At 65.6% G+C, this 22,684-nt stretch carries 21 protein-coding genes; 2 read left to right on the top strand and 19 right to left on the bottom strand.

Annotated elements, in window-relative coordinates; all coding sequences use genetic code 11:
* Positions 1-29 precede the first annotated feature (29 nt).
* The 15 genes from ppc to rpe all read right to left on the bottom strand — a co-directional run bounded on the left by ppc (position 30) and on the right by rpe (position 16,183).
* Complete coding sequence (ppc, locus tag QM797_RS13760) at positions 30-2,861, bottom strand: phosphoenolpyruvate carboxylase (protein ID WP_283276188.1); 2,832 nt, start codon at positions 2,859-2,861, stop codon at positions 30-32.
* Between the two features lie 51 nt (positions 2,862-2,912).
* A complete protein-coding gene (secG, locus tag QM797_RS13755) occupies positions 2,913-3,146 on the bottom strand; it encodes a preprotein translocase subunit SecG (RefSeq protein WP_027497008.1) in 234 nt (77 codons plus the stop codon).
* Positions 3,147-3,264: 118 nt separating this feature from the next.
* Positions 3,265-4,050 carry a triose-phosphate isomerase gene (gene tpiA, locus QM797_RS13750; protein WP_032403368.1) on the bottom strand — a complete coding sequence of 262 codons (786 nt, stop codon included), beginning with the start codon at positions 4,048-4,050 and terminating at the stop codon, positions 3,265-3,267.
* A 3-nt stretch (positions 4,051-4,053) separates the two neighbouring features.
* Entirely contained in the window at positions 4,054-5,265 is a 1,212-nt protein-coding gene (locus tag QM797_RS13745) for a phosphoglycerate kinase (protein ID WP_283276187.1), read from the bottom strand.
* 5 nt (positions 5,266-5,270) lie between these two features.
* Entirely contained in the window at positions 5,271-6,290 is a 1,020-nt protein-coding gene (gene gap, locus QM797_RS13740; RefSeq protein WP_283276186.1) for a type I glyceraldehyde-3-phosphate dehydrogenase, read from the bottom strand.
* Positions 6,291-6,410: 120 nt separating this feature from the next.
* On the bottom strand, positions 6,411-7,394 hold the full coding sequence (whiA, locus tag QM797_RS13735) for a DNA-binding protein WhiA (protein WP_032377822.1): 984 nt from the start codon (positions 7,392-7,394) through the stop codon (positions 6,411-6,413).
* Positions 7,385-8,410: a gluconeogenesis factor YvcK family protein gene (locus tag QM797_RS13730; protein WP_283276185.1), complete on the bottom strand. Its 1,026-nt coding sequence runs from the start codon at positions 8,408-8,410 to the stop codon at positions 7,385-7,387. Before QM797_RS13730 ends, whiA begins: the two co-directional genes overlap by 10 nt.
* Positions 8,407-9,273, bottom strand: a complete 867-nt coding sequence (rapZ, locus tag QM797_RS13725; RefSeq protein WP_283276304.1) for an RNase adapter RapZ — start codon at positions 9,271-9,273, stop codon at positions 8,407-8,409. The genes QM797_RS13730 and rapZ overlap by 4 nt, the downstream gene beginning before the upstream one ends.
* 83 nt (positions 9,274-9,356) lie before the next feature.
* Entirely contained in the window at positions 9,357-11,447 is a 2,091-nt protein-coding gene (uvrC, locus tag QM797_RS13720; protein ID WP_283276184.1) for an excinuclease ABC subunit UvrC, read from the bottom strand.
* A 72-nt stretch (positions 11,448-11,519) separates the two neighbouring features.
* Positions 11,520-11,978: a PH domain-containing protein gene (locus QM797_RS13715; protein WP_032403661.1), complete on the bottom strand. Its 459-nt coding sequence runs from the start codon at positions 11,976-11,978 to the stop codon at positions 11,520-11,522.
* 29 nt (positions 11,979-12,007) lie between these two features.
* Positions 12,008-12,505, bottom strand: a complete 498-nt coding sequence (ribH, locus tag QM797_RS13710) for a 6,7-dimethyl-8-ribityllumazine synthase (RefSeq protein WP_269606386.1) — start codon at positions 12,503-12,505, stop codon at positions 12,008-12,010.
* On the bottom strand, positions 12,502-13,755 hold the full coding sequence (locus QM797_RS13705; protein ID WP_283276183.1) for a bifunctional 3,4-dihydroxy-2-butanone-4-phosphate synthase/GTP cyclohydrolase II: 1,254 nt from the start codon (positions 13,753-13,755) through the stop codon (positions 12,502-12,504). The genes ribH and QM797_RS13705 overlap by 4 nt, the downstream gene beginning before the upstream one ends.
* 87 nt (positions 13,756-13,842) lie before the next feature.
* Positions 13,843-14,454 (bottom strand): riboflavin synthase, encoded by a 612-nt coding sequence (locus QM797_RS13700; RefSeq protein ID WP_283276182.1) that lies wholly within the window; start codon positions 14,452-14,454, stop codon positions 13,843-13,845.
* Complete coding sequence (ribD, locus tag QM797_RS13695) at positions 14,455-15,486, bottom strand: bifunctional diaminohydroxyphosphoribosylaminopyrimidine deaminase/5-amino-6-(5-phosphoribosylamino)uracil reductase RibD (protein WP_283276181.1); 1,032 nt, start codon at positions 15,484-15,486, stop codon at positions 14,455-14,457. It abuts the gene before it with no gap.
* A gap of 22 nt (positions 15,487-15,508) precedes the next feature.
* On the bottom strand, positions 15,509-16,183 hold the full coding sequence (rpe, locus tag QM797_RS13690) for a ribulose-phosphate 3-epimerase (RefSeq protein ID WP_283276180.1): 675 nt from the start codon (positions 16,181-16,183) through the stop codon (positions 15,509-15,511).
* Between the two features lie 35 nt (positions 16,184-16,218).
* Between rpe and QM797_RS13685 the strand changes: the two genes are divergently transcribed.
* Positions 16,219-16,608 carry an MmcQ/YjbR family DNA-binding protein gene (locus QM797_RS13685; RefSeq protein WP_283276178.1) on the top strand — a complete coding sequence of 130 codons (390 nt, stop codon included), beginning with the start codon at positions 16,219-16,221 and terminating at the stop codon, positions 16,606-16,608.
* Between the two features lie 17 nt (positions 16,609-16,625).
* On the opposite strand, the gene QM797_RS13680 is transcribed toward QM797_RS13685, so the two are convergent.
* From QM797_RS13680 to QM797_RS13670, 3 genes are all read right to left on the bottom strand, one after another.
* Positions 16,626-18,095 carry an RsmB/NOP family class I SAM-dependent RNA methyltransferase gene (locus QM797_RS13680; RefSeq protein ID WP_283276177.1) on the bottom strand — a complete coding sequence of 490 codons (1,470 nt, stop codon included), beginning with the start codon at positions 18,093-18,095 and terminating at the stop codon, positions 16,626-16,628.
* Complete coding sequence (gene fmt, locus QM797_RS13675; protein WP_283276176.1) at positions 18,092-19,015, bottom strand: methionyl-tRNA formyltransferase; 924 nt, start codon at positions 19,013-19,015, stop codon at positions 18,092-18,094. The genes QM797_RS13680 and fmt overlap by 4 nt, the downstream gene beginning before the upstream one ends.
* A gap of 88 nt (positions 19,016-19,103) precedes the next feature.
* A complete protein-coding gene (locus QM797_RS13670; RefSeq protein ID WP_502942343.1) occupies positions 19,104-19,826 on the bottom strand; it encodes a PadR family transcriptional regulator in 723 nt (240 codons plus the stop codon).
* A gap of 297 nt (positions 19,827-20,123) precedes the next feature.
* Between QM797_RS13670 and QM797_RS13665 the strand changes: the two genes are divergently transcribed.
* Positions 20,124-21,854: a GGDEF domain-containing protein gene (locus tag QM797_RS13665; RefSeq protein ID WP_283276174.1), complete on the top strand. Its 1,731-nt coding sequence runs from the start codon at positions 20,124-20,126 to the stop codon at positions 21,852-21,854.
* On the opposite strand, the gene QM797_RS13660 is transcribed toward QM797_RS13665, so the two are convergent.
* A complete protein-coding gene (locus QM797_RS13660; protein WP_283276173.1) occupies positions 21,770-22,621 on the bottom strand; it encodes a cyclase family protein in 852 nt (283 codons plus the stop codon). The genes QM797_RS13665 and QM797_RS13660 overlap by 85 nt on opposite strands.
* Between the last annotated feature and the right edge of the window lie 63 nt (positions 22,622-22,684).

Here is a 22,684-nt window from a genome sequence, read left to right as displayed (position 1 = left end):
CTCGATCGAGGTGGGCCGACTACTCCCCGCTAGCCACTGTTACGCAGTGCCGTCGCGAGGCCGTTCATCGTCAGCAGGATCCCACGCTTGACGCGTTCGTCGTCGTCACCGTTGCGATAGCGGCGGAGCATCTCGACCTGCATCTGATTCAGCGGTTCCAGGTACGGGAATCGGTTGTGCACCGAGCGCTCGAGCGACGGGTTGTCTTCCAACAGACGACTGTGACCGGTGATCTTCAGGTACATCCGCACCGTTCTGGCGTGTTCGACCTCGATCATGCCGAAGATCCTCGCGCGCAGGTCCGCGTCGGGAACCAGTTCGGCGTACCGCGCAGCAATGCCCAGATCCGACTTGGCCATGACCTGGGCCAGGTTCGACAGGACGGTCTGGAAGAACGGCCACTTTCGATACAGGTCGGTCAGCACCTCGAGCTTGGCATCGTCGTCGCCGACCCACTCCTCGAACGCAGAACCGGTGCCGTACCAGCCGGGCAGCATGACGCGGCACTGACTCCACGACATCACCCACGGGATTGCACGGAGGTCGTACACCGAGTTCGTGGGCTTCCGTGACGCGGGCCGGGAGCCGATGTTCAGCTCACCGACCTCGGCGACCGGCGTCGAGGTGCGGAAGTACTCGACGAACCCGGGCTCCTCGTGCACCAGACGGCCGTATGCCGCCCGGGCCTTCGCGGCAAGATCGTCCAGGATGTCGTAGGCAGCCTCCGCACCGTCACCCAGGCCCTCGACGTCGAGGAGAGTCGATTCCAGGGTTCCCGCGACGAGGGATTCGAGGTTGCGACGCGCCATGGACGGTTCGGCGTACTTGGCCGCGATGATCTCGCCCTGCTCGGTGAGTCGGAGCGACCCCTGCACCACGCCGGGCGGCTGCGCCAGAATGGCGTCGTAGCTGGGACCGCCACCGCGGCCGACCGTCCCGCCGCGGCCGTGGAAGAGCCGCAATCGGATTCCCGTCTTCCGCGAGGCTTCGAGCAGATCCAGCTCGGCGCGATACAAGGCCCAGTTGGCTGCGAGATAGCCGCCGTCCTTGTTCGAGTCCGAATACCCGAGCATGACTTCCTGATTCATTCCGCGCCCGGCCACCAGGGCGCGGTAGATGGGCACGTCGAGCGTGGCGAGCAAAGTCGCTGCACCCTGCTGGAGATCCTCGATGGTCTCGAACAGCGGAACCACACCCACCGTGGACGTAGGCGACGCCCCGTCGGTGCCGGGGTCGAAGATGCCGGCTTCTTTGAGCAGCAAGGCAGCCTCGAGCATGTCACTGACCGACTGGCACATGCTGATGATGTAGTTCTGGATCGTGTCGGGTCCCAGGTGGTCGATTGCTTCCTTGGCGGCCCTGACGATGCCCAGTTCCTTGGTTGCGAGTTCACTGAGCTGCGCATTGGGGCCGATCAGCGGGCGCCGAGTGGCGAGTTCCTGCGACAGGACGGAGACCCGTTCGTCCTCGCCGAGAGACGAATAGTCAGGATGCACCCCGGCCCAGGCCAGCAGCTCGGCGACCACTTCCTCGTGTGTCTCGGAGTTCTGCCGCATGTCCAGAGCCTGCAGATGAAATCCGAACGTCTCGACCGATTGCCTGAGCCGGAGCAAGCGATCGTCGGCGATCAATCCGTCCCCGTCGGCCCGCAGGGCGCGATCGATGACGTCGAGGTCGTCGAGTATGTCCTGTGGACCGTCGTATTTCTCCGCCCCGAGGTCGATGCCGGACACCGGGACCGCGTCGAGCACAGCATGAGCAGTGGCAGTGAGTCTGGCCCGGATGCCGACGACGGCTACCCGGTACGGCTCGTCCGCCCGTCGATCGTCCGGTTCCGCCGATGCACCGGCCAGAGCCATCAGCTCCTCGGTCACGTCCACCAGACGCGCAGACATGGAAAGTTCCTTCTCCAGCGCGACCAGTTCGTTCAGATAGTGCTCGAAGGCGACGTAGCCCGCCTGGTGCGTCGCGGTGTGCACCACTTCTCCGGTGACATTCGGGTTGCCGTCTCGATCGCCACCGATCCACGATCCCGGGCGAAGGATGGGGCGGGGCAGCAGGTCGTCCTCGGGCCACCGTGCCCGCAGTGCTGCGCGTACATCCGCGTTGAGCGCTGGCATGACGTCGAAGAGGGAGGACTCGAAATAGCGAAGGCCTACTTCGATTTCGTCCTGAATTCGCAAGCGCGACAACCGAATCAGAGCCGTCTCCCACAGGGTCAGCACTTGTCTGCGAATCTGCACGTCGATGACGGCCAATTCCTTCGTCGCGCTCGCAGCCTTGCCCTCGAGAGCTGCGGTGGCCACATCGCGCCGGCGCATCAGCTCGGTGATCTTCGACTGCACGTCGAAGACGGTCCGTCGGCGTGTTTCGGTGGGGTGGGCGGTGATCACCGGAGCCACCAACGCATCGGTCAACGCCGCGGCAACCTGCTCGCGCGTCGGGGCCGCAGCATCGATCTTCAGCCACGTGGCGTCGAGACTGCTGTCCTGTGGCGGATCCTCGCGATCGAGGTGGATCGCACGACGGCGCTCGCGGTGCAGGTCCTCGGCGAGGTTGGCCAGGAGTGAGAAATGGCTGAAGGCTCGGATGAGCGGAACCGCTTGCGCCACTTCCACATCGGTGTACCGACCGACCGAGTCGTCACGTTCGATCTCGGACCGTCTGACCGCGAACGACTCGACGCGTGCAGACTCGATGAGATCGAAGACGTCCTCGCCTTCGTGTTCACGAACGATCTCACCCAGGATGCCACCGAGGTAGCGGATGTCCTCGCGGAGAGGCTCGGTCAACTCGCGGCCCTGAGCTGTCGGCGGAACGAACGCTGGGGAACCGACTGACTCGTAAGAGGATTCGCTCATCCACCCAGTATCGTCGCTTCGTCACCAACTCGCACTCGGAGCCGAAGTGGATCAGGTGTACTTGATCTCCAGGCCGATTCCGAGGATCGCGATGAGCCAGATCAGGCCGGTGAACACTGTCAGACGATCCAAGTTCTTCTCGACGACCGTGGAACCGGACAGGCTGGACTGCACTCCGCCACCGAAGAGACTGGACAATCCGCCACCCTTGCCGCGATGCAGCAGGATCAGCAAGATCAGCGCCAGACTGGTGATGACCAGCAGAATATCCAGAAACAGATCCATGTCCACCTCAAACTCGATTCGATGCCTCCAGCAGCCTACCTGGCCCCACGAACGACTTCGGACACCCCGCCGAAGCGAGGTGCCCGAAAATCGTTCGGTCGGCGTTGCCGATGACTGATCAGGGCAGGGGTCCACCTGCGGCGATAGCCGACAGCGTGGCGAACTCGTCCGCCTTGAGCGAGGCTCCCCCGACCAGGGCACCGTCGACATCGGGCTGGCCGACGATCTCGCCGACATTCTTGGCGTTGACCGAGCCGCCGTACAGTACCCGTACGCCCGCCGCGACCTCGTCCGAGGACAGCGCCTTCAATTCCTCACGAATCGCCCCGCACACTTCCTGGGCGTCCGATGCCGACGCGACCCGACCGGTGCCGATCGCCCACACCGGCTCGTAGGCGATGACGACCTTGGAGATGTCGTCGGCCGACAGGCCGCTGAGCGAACCACGCAACTGGGCCACGTTGTATGCCACGTGCTCGCCGGCCTCGCGGATGTTCAGCCCCTCGCCGATGCAGACGATCGGAGTGAGGCCGTTCTTCAGCGCCGCCTTCGTCTTGGCCAGCACGACGGCGTCGTCCTCGCTGTGCAGCGTGCGTCGTTCGGAGTGACCCACCACGACGAAGGTGCATCCCAGTTTGGCCAGCATCGAACCGCTGATCTCGCCGGTGAACGCTCCCTTGTCCTCGGACGACACGTCTTGCGCACCGTAGGTGAGCAGCAGTTTGTCGCCCTCGACCAGCGTCTGCACGCTACGAATGTCGGTGAACGGCGGGATCACCGTCACGTCGACCTTGTCGAAGTACTTCTCGGGCAACGAGAAAGCGATCTTCTGCACCAGCGAAATGGCTTCGAGGTGGTTGAGGTTCATCTTCCAGTTGCCCGCGATGAGCGGCTTACGTGCCATGCGTCATGCCTCCAGGACCGATAGACCGGGGAGCTGCTTGCCTTCGAGGTATTCGAGGGATGCACCGCCTCCGGTGGAGATGTGCGAGAAGCCGTCGTCGGGCAATCCGAGGGTGCGCACGGCCGCCGCGGAGTCGCCACCGCCGACCACGCTGAACGCGCCCTTCTCGGTGGCTCCGACGATCGCTTCCGCAATGCCCTTGGTGCCGGCCGAGAACTTGTCGAACTCGAACACGCCGGCCGGTCCGTTCCAGAAGACGGTCTTGGCGTTCGAGAGTACGACCGCAAAACGACTCACCGAGTCCGGACCGATGTCCAGACCCATCCAGCCGTCCGGAATCTCGGAGGCCTTCACGGTCTTCGCCTCGGCATCCGCCGCGAACTTGTCTCCCACGACGATGTCGACAGGAAGGTGGATCACGTCGCCGAAGCGCTCGAGCAGATCCTTGCAGACTCCGATCTGATCCTCCTGAAGAAGCGAGTTTCCGACCGAATAACCTTGTGCCGCAAGGAAAGTGAAGGCCATTCCGCCGCCGATCACCAGGGTGTCGACCTTGGGAGCCAATGCCTCTATGACGCCGAGCTTGTCCGAGACCTTGGAGCCGCCGAGCACCACCGCGTACGGACGTGCCGCATCCTCGGTGAGCTTGGCCAACACCTCGACCTCGGCCGCAACCAGGGTGCCGGCGTAGTGGGGCAACAACTGCGCCACGTCGTACACCGATGCCTGTTTGCGGTGAACGACGCCGAATCCGTCGGAGACGAATGCCGCATCGTCGCCGGCCAGCGCGACGAGCTCACGAGCCAGAGCGGCTCGCTCGGACTCGTCCTTGCTGGTCTCGCGCGGATCGAAGCGAATGTTCTCGAGCAGCAGCACGTCTCCGTCGGTCAGACCCTCGGCCCGAGCCTCGGCGTCCTGACCCACGACGTCGCCCGCGAGCTGGACGTGGCGTCCGAGCAGTTCACCGAGCTTGGCCGCGACCGGAGCCAGACTGTACTTCGCGTCGGGCTTGCCGTCCGGACGACCGAGGTGGGCGGTGACGATGACCTTGGCACCGGCCTCGACCAACGCTCGAAGCGTAGGGATCGACGCCTGAATACGGCCCGGATCGGTAATCGTGCCGTCCTCGAGCGGGACGTTGAAGTCCGACCGCACGAGGACGCCACGGCCTTCGACACCGGCATCGAGCAGATCCTGCAGTGTCTTGACAGCCATCGGTGTCAGAGGGACTTGCCGACGAGACCGATGAGGTCGGCGAGGCGGTTCGAGTAGCCCCACTCGTTGTCGTACCAGGAGACGATCTTGACCTGGTCGTCGATGACCTTCGTCAGCGGCGCGTCGAAGATCGACGAGTGCGGGTCGGTGACGATGTCCGAGGACACGATCGGATCGGTGTTGTACTTCAGGATGCCCTTCAGCGGGCCTTCGGCAGCTGCCTTCATCGCGGCGTTGATGTCGTCCGCGCTGGCCTTCTTCTTCAGCAGGGCGGTCAGGTCGGTGACCGAGCCGGTGGGGATCGGAACCCGGAGTGCGTAGCCGTCGAGCTTGCCGAGCAGCTGCGGGAGAACCAGGCCGATGGCCTTGGCTGCACCGGTACCGGTGGGGACGACGTTCAGAGCTGCAGCGCGGGCGCGACGCAGGTCGCTGTGCGGGCCGTCCTGCAGGTTCTGATCCTGCGTGTACGCGTGGATCGTGGTCATCAGGCCCGAGACGATGCCGAACTCGTCGTCGAGAACCTTGGCGATGGGGCCGAGGCAGTTGGTGGTGCACGACGCGTTGGAGATGATGTTCTGGCTGCCGTCGTACTTGTCGTCGTTGACGCCCATCACGATGGTGATGTCCTCACCCTTGGCGGGCGCGGAGATGATGACCTTCTTGGCACCGGCGTCGATGTGACCCTGGGCCTTGGCAGCGTCGGTGAAGATGCCGGTGGACTCGACGACGACGTCGACGCCCAGGTCACCCCACGGGAGTGCGGACGGGCCTTCGCGCAGCGACAGCGCCTTGATCTTCTGGCCGCCGACGACGATGGTGTCCTCGCCCTCGAGCGAGACATCGTGCGACAAGCGGCCCAGGATCGAGTCGTACTTGAGCAGGTGTGCGAGCGATGCGTTGTCGGTCAGGTCGTTGACAGCAACGATTTCGATGTCGGTGGTACCGAGCGCCTTCTGCGCGTCGACTGCCCTGAAGAAGTTACGCCCGATGCGGCCGAAGCCGTTGACGCCTACCCGGATCGTCACTGTTCGCTCCTAAAAGTTGTGAAAACAAATGTCTGATCGTGCCTGCATGCGGGGTGCCACACGCGGTTCCTACCCTAGTGTGCGCACAGGCAGAGCGCGCGCATCACTCGATCGCGGCGCTCACGCCTCGTCGAGCAACTCCGCGGTGACCGCAGACTCGGTGTCCGGAATTCCGGTTTCCTTCGCCTTGCGGTCGGCCATGGACAGCAGGCGTCGGATTCGGCCCGCCACCGCGTCCTTCGTCATCGGCGGATCGGCCAGCTGTCCGAGTTCTTCCAGGGAAGCCTGGCGATGCTGGACTCGGAGCGAACCCGCCGCAGCGAGATGATCCGGCACGTCCTCGCCGAGGATGTTGAGGGCTCGTTCGACCCGTGCTGCGGCGGCGACGGCCGCCCGCGCCGAGCGACGGAGGTTGGCGTCGTCGAAATTGGCGAGTCGGTTGGCCGTGGCTCTCACCTCGCGCCGCATTCGACGTTCTTCCCAGACGAGCCGCGTGTCCTGTGCACCCATACGAGTGAGAAGCGCTCCGATTGCCTCGCCGTCGCGCACGACCACTCGATCGGTTCCGCGCACCTCGCGGGCCTTCGCGGCGACTCCGAGTCGGCGAGCTGCACCGACGAGCGCCAGAGCTGCTTCCGGTCCTGGGCAGCTGATCTCGAGCGCCGATGACCGGCCCGGCTCGGTGAGCGAGCCGTGTGCGAGGAACGCACCGCGCCACGCTGCTTCGGAGTCCCCCACCGTGCCGCCGACCACCTGCGCGGGCAGTCCACGAACCGGGCGCCCGCGCAGATCCAGCAGCCCGGTCTGGCGAGCCAGGGCCTCCCCGTCCTTGGCCACCCGGACGACGTAACGCGAGGTCTTGCGCAGCCCGCCGGCACCGAGCATGTGCACGTCCGAGGAGTAGCCGTACAGCTCGAAGATCTCACGACGCAGCCGCCTCGCGATGGACCCGAGATCCACCTCCGCCTCGACCACCACCCGACCGGCCACGATGTGCAATCCACCGGCGAATCGCAGGAGCGCGGACACCTCGGCCTTACGGCAACTGACCTGACTGACGGTGAGCCTGCTCAGCTCGTCCTTGACCTCCGCTGTCATGGCCACGAAGTGATCCCCTCTCTGCCTGCAGCAGTCGGTGCAGTGGCGCCGGTGGGCGTCACGATGGAGCCGAGAGCTGCAGCAAGCTTTCCGTAATGATGTGCGTGAGTGCCGTTTTCGGCAACATCGACGTAAACGACCTCGGCACCGAGCCGGGCCGCTGCGCGCGCTACGTGTTCGCGGTTGCTGCCCTCCGGGACCGAGGCGGAATCGACCAACACGTAGTCGATTCCCAAATCAGGTGCGTGTTGGGAGAGTACGTGGACATGGCGCTCGGCGGAGAATCCGGTGGTCTCCCCCAGCTCCGGCGCCAGGTTCAGCACGAGCACTTTCGGCGCGGAAGTACGTGCCAGGGCGGCGAGTTGTTCCGGAACGAGGACGTGCGGAATGACACTCGAGAACCACGAGCCCGGGCCGAGCACCACCAGGTCGGCTTCGTCGATCGCCGCGAGTGCGTCTGCCGAGGCAGGCGGGTCGGGTGGCAGCAACCGCACGCGCCGAACCTTGCCGGGGGTCGTCGCCACTGCTACCTGCCCACGAATGACGCGGCTCACGCGGGGATCGTCCTCGAGGCCGGAGACGTCCGCTTCGATGTCGAGTGCGATGGGCGACATCGGCAACACTCGCCCGTCGATTCCGAGCATCCTCACCATCTCGTCGAGTGCGGCGATAGGGTCTCCCAGCACCTCGGTGAGTCCGGCGAGGATGAGGTTGCCCACCGAGTGTCCGGCGAGTGCACCCGTGCCCCCGAACCGATGCTGCAGCACATCGGTCCACAGCTGCGTTCGTTCGTCGGAGCGTGCCAGCGCAGCCAGCGCCATACGTAGGTCTCCGGGCGGAATGACGCCGAGCTCGGCCCGCAGGCGCCCCGACGATCCGCCGTCGTCGGCGACCGTGACGATGGCGGTGACGTCGTGGCCGAGCAGCCTGGCCGCGGACAGGGTGGCGTACAGACCGTGACCGCCGCCGAGGGCGACGATCTTCGGGCCCGGTCCTTCCGTTTCGGTGCCGACCTCGCTCATTCGCGTCCCAGATCGCGATGCAGCACGCGCACGGACACATCACCCTGTTCGGCGAGAATTCCAGCCAATGCCTCGGTCATCGCAACACTTCGATGCTTACCACCGGTGCAGCCCACGGCTACCGTCATGTACCTCTTGCCTTCCCGCACGTATCCTTCGATCGTCAGATTCAACAGGTGCGTGTACGTCTGCAGATAGTCGCGGGCTCCGTCCTGACCCAGGACGTAATCGCGTACGTCTGCGTCCTGTCCCGTGTGCTCGCGGAGCTCGGGCACCCAGTGTGGATTGGGCAGAAAGCGGACGTCGCAGACCAGATCGGCGTCCATCGGCAGGCCGTACTTGAAGCCGAACGACTGCACGGTGACGCCGACTCCGCTGGTGTCAGCATCACCGAACACCGTCTCGATCTTGCGCCGAAGCTGGTGCACCGACAGCGACGTGGTGTCGACCGTCAGATCGGCCGCAGCCTTGACCTGTGCGAGCCGCAACCGTTCCGCAGTGATGCCCTCGGTCAGCGTTCCGTCCTGACCGTCGTTCTGTAACGGATGGCTGCGCCGATTGGACTCGAATCTGCGAATGAGCACGGCGTCGGACGCGTCCAGAAACAGCACTCGGTTGCGCACACCCTTGGAGTCGAGCTCTTTGACAACCCAGCCCAGATCCCCTGTGAACAGCCGGCTTCGGACATCCATCACCAGCGCGAGCCGCTCGATGCGGGGCTGGGACTCGAGTCCGAGGTCGACCATCTTCGAGATGAGCTCGGGGGGCAGGTTGTCGGCTACGTACCAGCCGAGGTCCTCGAGGATCTTGGCTGCGGTGCGCAGCCCTGCGCCGGAGACGCCGGTGACCAACGCCACCTCTATCCCGTCGTGCCGCGACTCCGCCTCGGAAGGCGGCTCGAGATGCTCGTCGGATGGCGGATGTCTCTGTATCTGGTGTTCGCTCACTACGAAGCCTGTCCCGCCGATTCCACGCGCGGCGCGATCGCATGTTCCGTCGTGTTCTCGCCCGATGTCGTTGCAGTTGCGTTGTCATCATCGCCTACATCGGCGTCGTCCGTGTCCGAACCGAGCGCCGCCAGCACCGACTTCGCGGTCGTCTCACCGATTCCCGGCACTTCGACGATCTCCGCGACAGTCGCGCGCTTGAGGTTGGCGACCGAACCGAAGTGCGCGACCAGGGCCGTACGCCGCGATTCACCGAGTCCACGGACCGAATCGAGTGCCGAGGCCGTCATCCGACGAGACCGCTTGCTGCGGTGGAACGTGATCGCGAATCGGTGTGCCTCGTCGCGAACTCGCTGCAGCAGATAGAGGGACTCGCTTGTTCGCGGCAGGATGACCGGATCCTCCTCGCCCGGCACCCACACCTCTTCGAGTCGCTTGGCGAGACCGACCACCGCCACATCCGTCACGCCCAGTTCTTCCAGCACAGCCGCGGCTGCGGCCACCTGAGGGGCACCGCCGTCCACGACGAACAGGTTCGGTGGATAGGCGAATTTTCGAGGCCTGCCGGTCTGGGGATCGAGCGCGGCTTCCGGAGCCAGATCGCCTCCGCTCGCTGCGGTCGACCCATCGGCGGAGTGTCGGAGGAATCGACGCCGAGTCACCTCGGCAATGCTGGCGACGTCATCGGAATGCCCGTCGCCGGCCGCTTCCTTGATCGCGTAGTGGCGGTAGTCGCTCTTGCGAGGCAGCCCGTCCTCGAAAACGACGAGAGATGCCACCACGTCGGTTCCCTGTACGTGGGAGATGTCGATGCACTCGATGCGTAACGGTGCCGAATCCAGATCGAGAGCTTCCTGAATCCCCTGCAGCGCAGCAGATCTCGACGTGAAATCTCCCGCTCGCTTCAGCTTGTGTTGCTGTAGGGCCTCCTTGGCGTTGCGCTCGACGGTCTCGGCCAACGCCTTCTTGTCGCCGCGCTGAGGAACGCGCAGGGTCACGTTGGACCCCCGAAGCTCGCTGAGCCACGTCTGGACCTCGTCGGCATTCTCCGGCAGAACCGGAACCAGCACTTCACGCGGAACTGCATTGGAACCACCGTCGTCGCCGCCCGGTGCCTGCGCAGTCAGCGCGGCCTGCTCGCCGTAGAACTGAGTGAGAAACTGCTCGACCAGTGCGGGCAGATCGGCCTCGTCCTGTCGCTCGATCACTTCGCCTGCCTTCTCCACCACCCAGCCACGTTGTCCGCGAACCCGGCCACCGCGAACGTGGAACACCTGGACGGCAGCTTCGAGGGCATCGGTGGCGAACGCGACGAGGTCGGCGTCGGTACCGTCGCCCAGCACCACCGCCTGCTTCTCCAATGCTCGACGCAGTGCGCCGACGTCGTCGCGCAAGCGCGCCGCGGTTTCGAAGTCCAAGTCCTCGGAGGCCGCCTGCATGTTCTTCTCGAGCTGTCGCACGAGCTTGTCGGTCTTACCCGCGAGAAAGTCGCAGAAGTCCTCGACGGTGCGGCGGTGCTCGTCCGCGCTGACCCGGCCCACGCACGGTGCCGAACACTTGTCGATGTACCCCAGCAAGCAGGGTCTGCCGATCTGATTGTGCCGCTTGAACACTCCGGTCGAGCACGTGCGCGCGGGGAACACCCGAAGCAACAGATCCAGCGTCTCGCGAATGGCCCACGCATGCGCGTACGGGCCGAAGTAGCGCACGCCCTTGCGGCGGGGTCCGCGGTACACGAACAGACGTGGGTATTCCTCGTTCATCGTCACCGCGAGCATCGGATAGCTCTTGTCGTCGCGGTAGCGGACGTTGAATCGCGGATCGAATTCCTTGATCCAGTTGTACTCGAGCTGCAGTGCCTCCACCTCGGTGGTGACGACCGTCCATTCGACCGACGCCGCGGTGGTGACCATCTGGCGCGTGCGTGGATGCAGCGAGGCGACGTCGGCGAAGTAGGAATTGAGCCGGCTGCGGAGGCTTTTGGCCTTCCCTACGTAGATGACGCGACCGTGGGGATCTCGAAATTTGTACACACCCGGTTCCACCGGGATGGTTCCGGTTGCCGGGCGGTAGGTAGCGGGGTCGGACACGGCATCCACGTTAGCCGTCGGGTCCGACGTTCTTCTCATCCGCAGCTCAGGTGTGGTGCGTGCCCTGCTACGTCAGTCCTGATCGACCGCGTCGGTCGGAACAGATGCGGCGGGTGCGTATTTGCGTTCGAGTGTCCGGAACTTCCGCACTGCGGCGACCGCGTGCTCACGATCGTTCGACTGGATGGCCATCACGTTGATGAACTCGTCGTCGGGGATGTCGACACGGGCCCACATCGCCCCGTCGGGAAAGGACAGTCCGCGCACCAGATCCCACTCGATCAGGCGCTCCGAGAGCAAATTTCGTACCGCAACACCTGCGGGTCCGACGCGGATCCGTGGTCGAGTCAGCACCAGCGCCAAGCCGCCGAGCAACACTCCGATTCCTGCCATCGCGAGTTGGTCGGCGGTCCGGAAGTAAACCCCGGTAGGTGACACCCGAAGCAGGACGGCGACGGTCGAATGCGCCACGACGAGCAACACTGCCGCCGCGATGGCGTAGCGCGCAGACTTGCGCGATTTCACCTGCATGTCCCACTGCGGGGTCGGTTCGCCGCCGGTCACGTGAACTCCTGGTTCGTCCAAGGTTGGCGCAGATGCTTCAGAGTCAATGCCGTGTCGATTGCGGCCGCAGTGGCCTGTGCGCCCTTGTCCTCGAACGAGCCGGGCAGGCCGGCACGATCGAGCGCCTGCTGCTCGTCGTTGGTGGTGAGCACCCCGTTGGTGACCGGAGTGCCCTCGTCCAGCGATACTCGCGTCAAGCCGGCCGTGACGGCGTCGCACACGTACTCGAAATGCGGTGTACCACCGCGGATGACAACGCCGAGCGCCACGACGGCATCATGGTTGCGGGCGAGCGCCTGCGCGACGACGGGCAGCTCGATGGCACCGGCGACGCGGATGACCGTGACGTCCCGCACTCCCGCCGACTCGGCTTTGCGCAGCGCACCCTCGAGCAGCGCCTCGGAAATCGTTCGATGCCACTGGCCGGCCACGATCGCCAGCTTCAGGTCGCTCGCACCGGCGAGTTGGAGGGTGGGTTCGCCGTCGCCACTCACGAGGTCACTCCGTTCTCGAAATCGTCGAGACCGGTGAGGTCGTGGCCCATGCGGTCGCGTTTGGTGCGCAAGTACGTGAGGTTCTCCGCGTTGGCGCGCAACGGCATCGGCACTCGCTCGGTGACGTGCAGACCGTATCCGTCGAGTCCGACTCGCTTGGCCGGATTGTTGGTGAGCAGACGCATCGACGAAACACCGAGGTCGACGAGGATCTGGGCACCGATTCCGTAGTCGCGTGAGTCGGCGGGTAGGCCGAGTTGCAGGTTGGCGTCGACCGTGTCGGAGCCGGCGTCCTGGAGCTGATAGGCCTGCAACTTGTGCAGCAGTCCGATTCCGCGGCCCTCGTGTCCGCGCATGTACAGGACGATTCCACGGTCCTCGGCGGCGACCATCTCGAGGGCGGCGTCCAGTTGCGGTCCGCAGTCGCAGCGCAGGGAACCGAAGACGTCACCGGTGAGGCATTCGGAGTGCACGCGAACGAGGACGTCGTTGCCGTCACCGTCGGGCCCGGCGATGTCGCCGCGCACGAGCGCAACGTGTTCGACCTCGTCGTAGATGCTCTGATAACCGACGGCCCGGAAGGTGCCGTGGCTGGTGGGGATTCGGGCGTCGGCGACGCGCAGGACGTGCTTCTCGTGCTTGCGTCGCCATGCGATCAGGTCTGCGATCGAGATGAGCGCGAGATCGTGCTCGTCGGCGAACACGCGTAGTTCGTCGGTCTGGGCCATCGCGCCTTCGTCCTTCTGGCTGACGATTTCGCAGATGACTCCTGCCGGCCTCAGGTCGGCCATGCGGGCCAGATCGACGGCGGCCTCGGTGTGGCCGGGGCGACGCAACACTCCGCCTTCCTTTGCGCGCAGCGGTACGACGTGGCCGGGGCGGGTGAAATCGCCGGCTCCGGTGTCGGGGTCCGCGAGCAGTCGCATCGTGGCTGCACGGTCGGAGGCCGAGATCCCGGTTCCGATTCCCTCGCGGGCATCGACGGTCACCGTGTACGCGGTTCCGTGCTTGTCCTGGTTGGTGGCGAACATCGGCGGCAGGCCGAGTCGGTCGCAATCCTCACCGGACAGCGGAACACAGAGATAGCCGGAGGTGTAGCGAACCATGAAGGCAACCAGCTCCGGGGTGGCCTTCTCGGCGGCGAAGATCAGATCGCCTTCGTTTTCGCGGTCCTCGTCGTCGACGACCACCACGGCTTTGCCCGCAGCGATGTCCGCAACTGCGCGCTCGATACTGTCGAACCTGGTCACGAAAGTGCGCTCCATAGGTCTCGGGTCTGGCCCAGCACCCTTCGAATGTCTCCGATGCACCGTTACCTGCGTGCACTTCAACAGTACTTACTGTGCGTCGATCGACTGCAGCCGCTCCACGTACTTGGCGATGACGTCGACTTCGAGGTTGACCGGTGATCCGACCTCGGCCGTGCCGAGCGTGGTCAGATCGAGGGTGGTGGGTATCAGCGAGATCTCGAACCAGTGCGAACCGTCGTCGACACCCAATCCGGACACGGTCAGCGATACTCCGTCGACGGTGATCGAGCCTTTCTCTACGACGTAGCGCGCGACCGAGGTAGGCATGGCGATGCGCACGACGGTCCAGTTCTCGGACGGCGAGCGGCCCGCCACGGTTCCGGTTCCGTCGACGTGGCCCTGGACGAGGTGGCCACCGAGCCTGCTGCCGAGTGCCGCGGCGCGTTCGAGGTTGACGCGGCTGCCGACGTCGAGTGCACCCAGGCTCGATCGGTTCAGCGTCTCCTGCATGACATCGGCGGTGAAGCCGCCGTCCGGCAGTACCTCGACGACGGTCAGACACACCCCGTTGACCGCGATGGAGTCCCCGTGGCCCGCATCGGAGGTCACCACCGGCCCGCGGACGGTGAAGCGAGCAGCGTCGGGCAGTTCATCCTTGGCCACGATCTCGCCCAGCTCTTCGACGATTCCGGTGAACATCTAATTCGCTCCTTCGGGCACGACGCCGATCAGTATGTCGTTGCCGATCATGGTGACTGTTTCCGTGCGGAACCGAATTGCGTCGGCAATTGTTCCGATGCCCGCATTCTCCACCGCCGCGGGTCCGCTGCCCAACACGGCCGGGGCGACATATGCCACGACGCGGTCGATCAACCCGGCAGCGAGGAATGCTCCGGCCAGCGTCGGACCGCCTTCGATCTGGACATCGGTGTGTTCGCCGAGGGTCTCGATCACCGCCGCCGGATCGTGTGTGTCGAGAAACACCGTGGGTGCCTCCGACCCGCGAATCGCCGCGGTCGCCGGTATCTGCCGCGATCCGACGACGACGCGGACGGGTTGATGCGGCGCGAGGGTCCCGTCGGGACGTCGGGCGGTCAGCCGCGGGTCGTCGGTCAGCACGGTTCCGGTTCCCACGACGATGGCGTCGAGCTTGGCCCGCTCGGCGTGCACGTGCGCTCGCGCCTCGGGACCGGTGATCCACTGACTCGTACCATCCGCGGCGGCGCTGCGTCCGTCGAGAGTCGCGGCATATTTCCAGGTCACGTGCGGCCGACCGGTGCGTTGCTTGTGCAGCCATGCCCGCAGCGGACCCTGCCGTACCTCGCGTTCTCCGATCCCCTGCTCGACGCGAATGCCCGCGCCGCGCAGGGTGTCGGCTCCACCGGATGCGAGCGGGTTCGGATCGGCGACGGCGTACGCGACCGTCGCGATACCGGCCTCGATCAGTGCCTGCGAACACGGACCGGTACGGCCGGTGTGGTTACAGGGCTCGAGGGTCACCACCGCTGTGCCGCCGCGAGCTCGATCCCCGGCCTCGGCCAGGGCGACGATCTCGGCATGCGGTCCGCCGGGTGGACGCGTGGACCCGACACCCACGACGATTCCGCGGGCATCGAGGATCACGGCACCGACCGCAGGGTTCGGAGCACTGATACCCCGGGCGGACTCGGAGGCCTCGATGGCGAGGGTCATGGCGTCGGTGATAGACACCGCCCTGCCGTCGACGCTCATGCGACTGCGCCCGGGTTGCCCATCAGGACAGGTGGTGCGATGCGTGGGCGGCCCGGGCGCGAAGGTCACGCACGGCGGCGGCGGGATCGGCGGTGTCGTAGACGGCCGATCCGGCGACGAAGCAGTCGATTCCGGCTTCGGCGGCTTGCTCGATCGTGTCGGAATTGATTCCGCCGTCGATCTCGACCACCAGTCGAAGGTCACCTGAATTGACCAGTGTCCGAACAGCTTTCGCTTTCGAGAGCACCTCGGACATGAACGACTGCCCGCCGAAGCCGGGCTCCACGCTCATCACCAGCAGGGTGTCGAAGTCACGCAGGATCTCGAGGTACGGCTCGATCGGCGTGCCGGGCTTGACCGACAGCCCGGCTTTCGCGCCCGCTGCGCGGATGTCACGCGCAACTGCTGACGGGTCGTCGGTCGCCTCGGCGTGAAAGGTGACGTTGTACGCCCCGGCCTCGGCGTAGGGCGGGGCCCAACGCGCCGGATCCTCGATCATCAGGTGGCAGTCGAGGGGGATGTTCGTCGCTTTCAGCAGACTCTTCACCACCGGAAGCCCGAGGGTGAGGTTGGGAACGAAGTGCGCGTCCATGACGTCGACGTGCAGCCAATCAGCTCCGGACACCGCCTCGGCTTCGGCAGCGAGCCGTGCGAAATCGGCGGACAGAATGGAGGGGGCAATCATCGGGGAAACCACGATTGACGAGCCTAGCCGAGCGGTATGGTGCGCCCATGTCCACCATCGACTCCGCGACGGCGATGATTGCCGAACTGCCCGGGGTCACCGTGGGCGTCAGGTACGGGCATTCGGCCTGGGCGGCCGGCAAGGACGTGTTCGCGTGGATTCGCCCGTTCAGCAAGGCAGATCTCAAACGGTTCGGCGACGAGATTCCGCCCAGCGGGCCGATCCTCGCCATTCGCACCGCGGACCTGCACGAGAAGGAGGCCATCCTCGCCGCACATCCGCGGGCGTGCTTCACCATCTCGCACTTCGACGGGTTCGCCGCGGTGCTGGTGGACCTCGACAACACCGACGACGACGAGCTACGCGAACTTCTGGTCGACGGGTGGCTCGTCTACGCCCCGAAGAACGTCGCCGAGACGTTCCTGGCGGGCGGCTGATTCTGCCGCCTTCGAAGTCACATCGGTTTGCGTAGCGCCGCCATGAACATCGCATCGGTGCCGTGTCGGTGTGGCCACAGTTGCACGGACGTACCGTCGCCCAGCTGCGGCACTCCCGGCACGAGTTCGCGTGTATCGAGCGGCTCGACACCGAATCGGCGGACCGCGTCGGCGACGACAGCCGTGGTTTCGGACAGGTGCGGCGAGCACGTCGAATACAGCACCACTCCACCGGGTCGAACCAGGCCGATCGCTGCTGCCAGCAACTCTTTCTGCAGCGTCACCAGGCCTGCGACGTCGGACGGCAGTCGTCGCCAGCGCGCCTCGGGCCGACGGCGTAGAGCTCCGAGCCCGGTGCACGGCGCGTCCACGAGTACGCGGTCGTAGCCGCCGTCGAGTCCGGACTGCCTGCCGTCGACGGTGTGCACCGTCACCGGAAGGTCCTTGGTCGTCTTGGACACCAGATCTGCGCGGTGCGGCGTCGGCTCGACGGCATCGACTGTGGCACCGTCGATCTGGGCGATGGCACCGAGCAGCGCAGCTTTACCTCCCGGGCCGGCGCACAGGTCCAGCCATCGACCACCGTCCACACCGACCAGCGGCGCGAGGGTGAGCGCCCGTCCGACGAGTTGACTGCCCTCGTCCTGAACTCCGGCCAGCCCGTCACGTACGGCGTCGAGCTTGCCTGGATCGCCGCCGTCGAGGTGCACGGCGTACGGGGAATAAGGTCCTTCCTCTCCCCCGGTGATCAACGCCAGTTCTTCGGCCGAGATCTCGCCGGGCCGAGCGACCAGGTGAACCGAGGGCCGTGCGTCGTCGGCTTCGAGCACGGCAGCGAGTTCACCGGCTTCGGCGCCGAGTGCGTCGGCGAAGGCCTGCGCGATCCACTTGGGATGTGCGTACTCGAAGGCGAGGTGGCCGACCGGATCGGACGCTGCGGGGGGCGCCAGTTCGTCGACCCACTGCACCGCCGTGCGTTCGGACACGCGCCGCAGCACTGCGTTGACGAAACCAGCCTTGCCGGTACCGAATTCGGACCGGGCCAGATCCACCGACGTGGCGACGGCCGCGTGCGGTGCCACCCGGGTCCGCAGCAGCTGGTAGGAGCCGAGCCGCAGAATGTCGAGCAGAGGCCCGTCTATTTCCGCGGCAGGCCGCCCCGCCGCATGGGCGATCACCGCGTCGAGCACTCCCCGCGCGCGGGACGCGCCGTACGCGAGTTCCGTCGCCAACGCTGCGTCACGCGTGTCCAATTTCCGCTCTCGCAGCAAGCCGGGCAGCACCAGGTTGGCGTAGGCATCACGCTCGCGGACCGCCTTGAGTACGTCCCTGGCCGCGCGGCGTGCCGGATCTATCGCATCGATTGCACGGGGCCCCGCGCCCTGCGGAGGCCGGTTTCCTTTGGGACCGCGGGCTCCCGGCGACTTCTTCACGAACTTTCGTGGCTGACCGGACTCGCGCTTACGGGGCCTGTCGGGTTCTGTCATCGCGCTACCGCCGTATCGTCCAGCCGAGCGCCGCGCGCCCAGTCGAGTGCTCTCATGACCTTTTTGCCCTGGGGTTGGATATCTCCGAGAACGAGTGCGGTAGTGCCTGTTCCGATGTGCACACCGGATTTGCGTACCTCGATCGCGCCGGGAGGCAACGTGTCGGGCACCAGCTGTACCGGGGCGATCTTGACGCGAAGTTCACCGATCGTCGTCCACGCGCCCGGTGCCGGGGTGACCGACCTGATGTGCCGATAGATGTAGGCGGCGGATCGGTTCCAGTCGATGCGCGCCGCGTCGACGGTGACCTTGCTCGCGTACGAAACACCGTCGTCGGGTTGCGGATGGGCGCTTGCGGTTCCGTCTCCTATCGCGTCGAGGGTTGCGGTCAGCAGCTCGGCTCCGCTCGATGCGAGTCGGGCGAGCAGGTCACCCGTGGTGTCGGTTGTGCGAATTCTCTCGGTGACGACGCCGAGCACCGGGCCGGTATCCATCCCCGCGTCGAGCAGGAATGTGGAAGCACCGGTGATCTCGTCGCCTGCGGCGATGGCGGCCTGTACGGGCGCGGCACCGCGCCATGCGGGCAGCAGCGAGAAGTGCAGGTTGATCCAGCCGAAACGAGGAATGTCGAGCACCGGCTGAGGCAGCAGCGCGCCGTATGCCACAACCGGGCAGACATCGGGTGCGAGGTCGATCAGCTGCGACACGAAATCCGGGTCCGACGGCTTCGCGGGCGTGAACACCGGAATGCCGTGCTCGTCGGCCAGCAGACCGACCGGGGAGCGAACGGTCTTTCGCCCTCGACCGGATGCGGCGTCGGGCCGGGTCACCACGGCGATCACCTCGTGGCGTTCGGACTCCAGCAATCTCCGCAGCGATGGAACTGCGGGGTCTGGTGTTCCGGCAAAGACGACGCGCACTGTAGGCAACTCCCTGGGATGGACGAAACGATCTCGGGTGTCCATCCTAGGGAGTGCTCAGAGCTGCGGACGATTCCGCACCCAGCGGTCATGTCGCGTCGGGAGCGTCGACCGTCTCGTCGTGCTCGGCGTCGTTCGGGCCGTCCTCCGCGAGGATGCGGTACATGGACTTCCGCGCCTCGACCAGGATGTCGGCAGCTTGTTCGACCTGTCGGGACGTGCCGACTCCGGCCACCTGGCCGGCCGCACCCATCAACGCTCCGATGAGCGCGCGCAGATCCCGTGCGTCGAAACCGACCGAATCGGCGACGTCGTCCCACGGACTGCCCAGGTCCTCGCGGTGCTGCTCGATGTGCGATCGCCCCTCATCGGTCAGAGCTGCCGTCTTGCGTCCGGCCACCTTGTCGATGAGAACCAGGCCCTCGTCCTCGAGCTGAGACAGAGCCGGATAGATCGAGCCGGGGCTCGGCTTCCAGGTGCCGTTGCTCTTGTCGGCGATCTGCTGGATGAGCTCGTATCCGTGCATCGGACGCTCCTCGAGCAGCAGCAGGATTGCCGCACGCACATCTCCGCGTCGACCTCGCCCTCCTCTGCCCCGACCTCGGCCGAAATCTGCATTCGGTCCGAAACCACCTGCCCCGAAACCGGGCCGCATGCCCTCGCGGCCGAGTCCGAACCCACCTCCTGCACCGCGCCTGCCGCGTTCACCGTGTCCTCTCTTTCCGCGTCCTCGCTCTCGATGACCGCCCTCGTCCACCGGGACGTCATCGTCGGCCTGGGCAACCCACATCTGAAACGGTGCGCCGCGCATGTGCGCGCGTCCGCCTCCACTGCCTGCGAACGGCCCCATCCGGGGGCCCCCGCGGCGTCCGAATTCGTGTGCGAATCCTTCGAATGCGTAGTTCATGTCGTTCTCCTCTGTCTTGATTGACATTTCGACGATATATCGGCAATACATTTTCCGCAAGATCCCGAGTCCGATTCCTTCGTTTCGACTCCGATGAGCCCATGGACAACAGCCACCTCTCGGTACGATGAATCGGCCGGTCCGAGCCACCGATCACAGCGACCGGCGGGGCGGCGCTCGCTCACGAACGAGGGGGGCCGCATGGCCGGATCAGCGGGGCGACGGGTTGTCGTCGTGCTCGGCTGCGTTCTCGCCGTCGTCCTCCTGGTCGGATCCGGCGTTCTCGGCCACCGCATCTCGGTGCTGATCGACGACGTCGCACAGCTCGCAGGAGGTATCGCCGCAACGGTCGTCTGCGGCCGGACCGCCACGAGACGGACGGGTTCCGAACGCCAGTGGCGCGTACTGATGGCCGCGGGAATGGCGTGCTGGAGCGCAGGCATGGCGGTCTGGGCCTTCTACCGATCCGTGCTCGACATGCCGCTGCCGACCGCATCGGTCGCAGACCTCGGGTTCTTCCTCTTCCCCGTCTTCGCGGTACCCGCTTTGTTCGCCTTCGCGGGAGTGTCGCCTCGACGAGCGGCCGCAGGTGCCCGCCACGTCTGGCTGATGTCGCTACTGGACGGTGCCGTCGTCGTGGGATCACTCTTCGTTCTGTCCTGGGCAACCGTGCTCGGTGCGGTTGTGCACTCGTCGGAGTCCGAACCCATCGAGTTCCTCGTGGCCGTCATGTACCCCATCACCGACCTGGTTCTCGTCGCCATGATCGTGCTGCTCATCGTGATTCCGACCATCGCAGCTCGGTACAGGTCACAGCTCACCCTGCTCGGTGCAGGGATCCTGATGCTGGCGATCTCGGACAGCATCTACGCGTACCTGGTCGCAATCGGGGCAGAGTTCATGCCCGTCCTGACGGACGGCGGATTCATTGCCGGCACCGCGCTCATCGCGCTCGCGGCCGCCACACCGAGAACCGTCGACGACGGCCCCTCGGGGTACAGCCCCTCGACGTACAGGCCCTCGACGTACGACCAGGAACCCGCTCCGTTTGCCTACACGAACAGCATCGCCGGTGAACGAACGCAGATGCTGCTGCCCTACGCGCTCATGGGTGCCATCGGCATCGTGCTGGCGGTTCTGCATGTGCTGACCGGTGCCCTCGACTCGACGGTCGTCGTCCTCGGGGTTGGGGTGGTGCTGCTCTCGGTCGTCCGACAGGTGATCACGTTGATACAGAACGACAACCTGCTCCGTAGCTTGACTCTGGCTCGAGACGAGCTGACCTACCGCGCGCATCACGACGGACTGACCGGACTGCTCAATCGATCGTCGTTCGACGAACACCTGCGCGCGGCGGTGAACGACGCCCGAGCGGGGCGGAAGAGCGCAGTCCTACTGCTGATCGACCTCGACAACTTCAAGAGCGTCAACGACCGATTCGGGCACGGCGGCGGCGACGAACTGTTGGTCGAACTCGCACGCCGACTCGACGGATGCGTCGCCGACGGTGTGGCGGCGCGTTTCGGCGGCGACGAGTTCACCGCCCTGGTGCACGCTGACCTCGACTCCGGGCGCGCCACAGCTGTGCGCATCGCCGATGCGATGCGCACTCCCCATGAAATCGACGGGCATCCGGTCTCGGTCGGCGCTTGTGTCGGTGTCGTGCAGATAGGCCGGACACACGAGGCCAACCCCGACAACACCGCATCACGAACCACCGGTGTCGACCAGGACGAGCTGATGCGGCTCGCCGATCGCGCCATGTATCGGGCCAAACGCGAGGGCAAGGCCGGGGTCTACGCCTACGACGCCGTGGGCACGCTCAGCCGAGTACCGATCGACATGGATCAGGAAAACCTGGGGACCAGACCGAAAATGGTTGCAGGAGAGCCAGATCCGGCGCGATTGATGGGGCCGCCGACAAGAACGTAGGCACCTGTGGCCGGGATGGACTCCAAATTGGTCAGGTTCTCCAAGCTGATCCGACGCCGATCGTAAAGCTTGACCGACACCGGATAGGTCTCGTCGTTGCCCAGATCGGGCCCGAATGTATCGGTGCCGAGCGCGCCGCGATCTGCGAGCTTGCCCGTGTCGATCAACCACTGCGCCGCCTCCGCAGAGAAACCGGGTTGGTGTGTCACACCGTCCGCGTCCGCGTTGGCGTATGCGTCACTGCCCCAACGCGACGACCATCCGGTCCACGCAATAACCGCCGCCCCCAGAGGAATTGCTCCATGCACGGCTTCCCAGTTCTGCAGATCTGCGACCGTGACGGCGTAATCTGCGTCGGCCGCCGCCTGCTCCCGGATATCGATCTTCACCGCGGGCAGAAACAGATCTTTCGGATCGAGCTGGTCGGCGGTCAGTCCACCCTCCTGAAAATGCGCGGGCGCTCCCCAATGCGTACCGGTGTGCTCGCCTTCCGTGACGTACTGGAGGTAGAACCCGTCCTCGGCGACAGTGAACGCCGTCTCGAGGGTGAAAGCCGGATCGCCGGGAAAAATCGGAGTGAAAGCCGGATCGTTGACATGGGACAGAGACACGATCCCGAGCAAGCGATCCAACGGAACGGCAGGCCCGGCAGGCTGCGCCGAGCCGGTACCGGGCAGGGCGTCGGCGGTGGCGGGTGCAGCGAGCCTAGCCCCCACCAGTACTGCCAAACCTGTTGTCACTCGGCGAAAGAGCTGCCTTCTCTTCATCTCCCGACCCCACCTCTCGTCAGCGCCCCGTGCGCCTCCCCGACGCAACCTTAAGCCTTGTCG

The sequence above is a fragment of the Rhodococcus sp. IEGM 1381 genome (assembly GCF_030056795.1).
Classification (GTDB): Bacteria; Actinomycetota; Actinomycetes; order Mycobacteriales; family Mycobacteriaceae; genus Rhodococcoides.
Note: the sequence above shows the minus strand (reverse complement) of the source record. Positions and strands in the feature narration are given on the sequence as shown.

What these genes read in the sequence shown, in the direction of transcription:
- ppc (WP_283276188.1), bottom strand. Translation starts at nt 2,861, where the DNA reads ATGAGCGAATCCTCTTACGAGTCAGTCGGTTCCCCAGCGTTCGTTCCG.
- secG (WP_027497008.1), bottom strand. Translation starts at nt 3,146, where the DNA reads ATGGATCTGTTTCTGGATATTCTGCTGGTCATCACCAGTCTGGCGCTG.
- tpiA (WP_032403368.1), bottom strand. Translation starts at nt 4,050, where the DNA reads ATGGCACGTAAGCCGCTCATCGCGGGCAACTGGAAGATGAACCTCAAC.
- QM797_RS13745 (WP_283276187.1), bottom strand. Translation starts at nt 5,265, where the DNA reads ATGGCTGTCAAGACACTGCAGGATCTGCTCGATGCCGGTGTCGAAGGC.
- QM797_RS13730 (WP_283276185.1), bottom strand. Translation starts at nt 8,410, where the DNA reads ATGAGCGAGGTCGGCACCGAAACGGAAGGACCGGGCCCGAAGATCGTC.
- QM797_RS13715 (WP_032403661.1), bottom strand. Translation starts at nt 11,978, where the DNA reads ATGCAGGTGAAATCGCGCAAGTCTGCGCGCTACGCCATCGCGGCGGCA.
- QM797_RS13700 (WP_283276182.1), bottom strand. Translation starts at nt 14,454, where the DNA reads ATGTTCACCGGAATCGTCGAAGAGCTGGGCGAGATCGTGGCCAAGGAT.
- ribD (WP_283276181.1), bottom strand. Translation starts at nt 15,486, where the DNA reads ATGAGCGTCGACGGCAGGGCGGTGTCTATCACCGACGCCATGACCCTC.
- QM797_RS13685 (WP_283276178.1), top strand. Translation starts at nt 16,219, where the DNA reads ATGTCCACCATCGACTCCGCGACGGCGATGATTGCCGAACTGCCCGGG.
- QM797_RS13680 (WP_283276177.1), bottom strand. Translation starts at nt 18,095, where the DNA reads ATGACAGAACCCGACAGGCCCCGTAAGCGCGAGTCCGGTCAGCCACGA.
- QM797_RS13670 (WP_502942343.1), bottom strand. Translation starts at nt 19,826, where the DNA reads ATGCGCGGCGCACCGTTTCAGATGTGGGTTGCCCAGGCCGACGATGAC.
- QM797_RS13665 (WP_283276174.1), top strand. Translation starts at nt 20,124, where the DNA reads ATGGCCGGATCAGCGGGGCGACGGGTTGTCGTCGTGCTCGGCTGCGTT.
- QM797_RS13660 (WP_283276173.1), bottom strand. Translation starts at nt 22,621, where the DNA reads ATGAAGAGAAGGCAGCTCTTTCGCCGAGTGACAACAGGTTTGGCAGTA.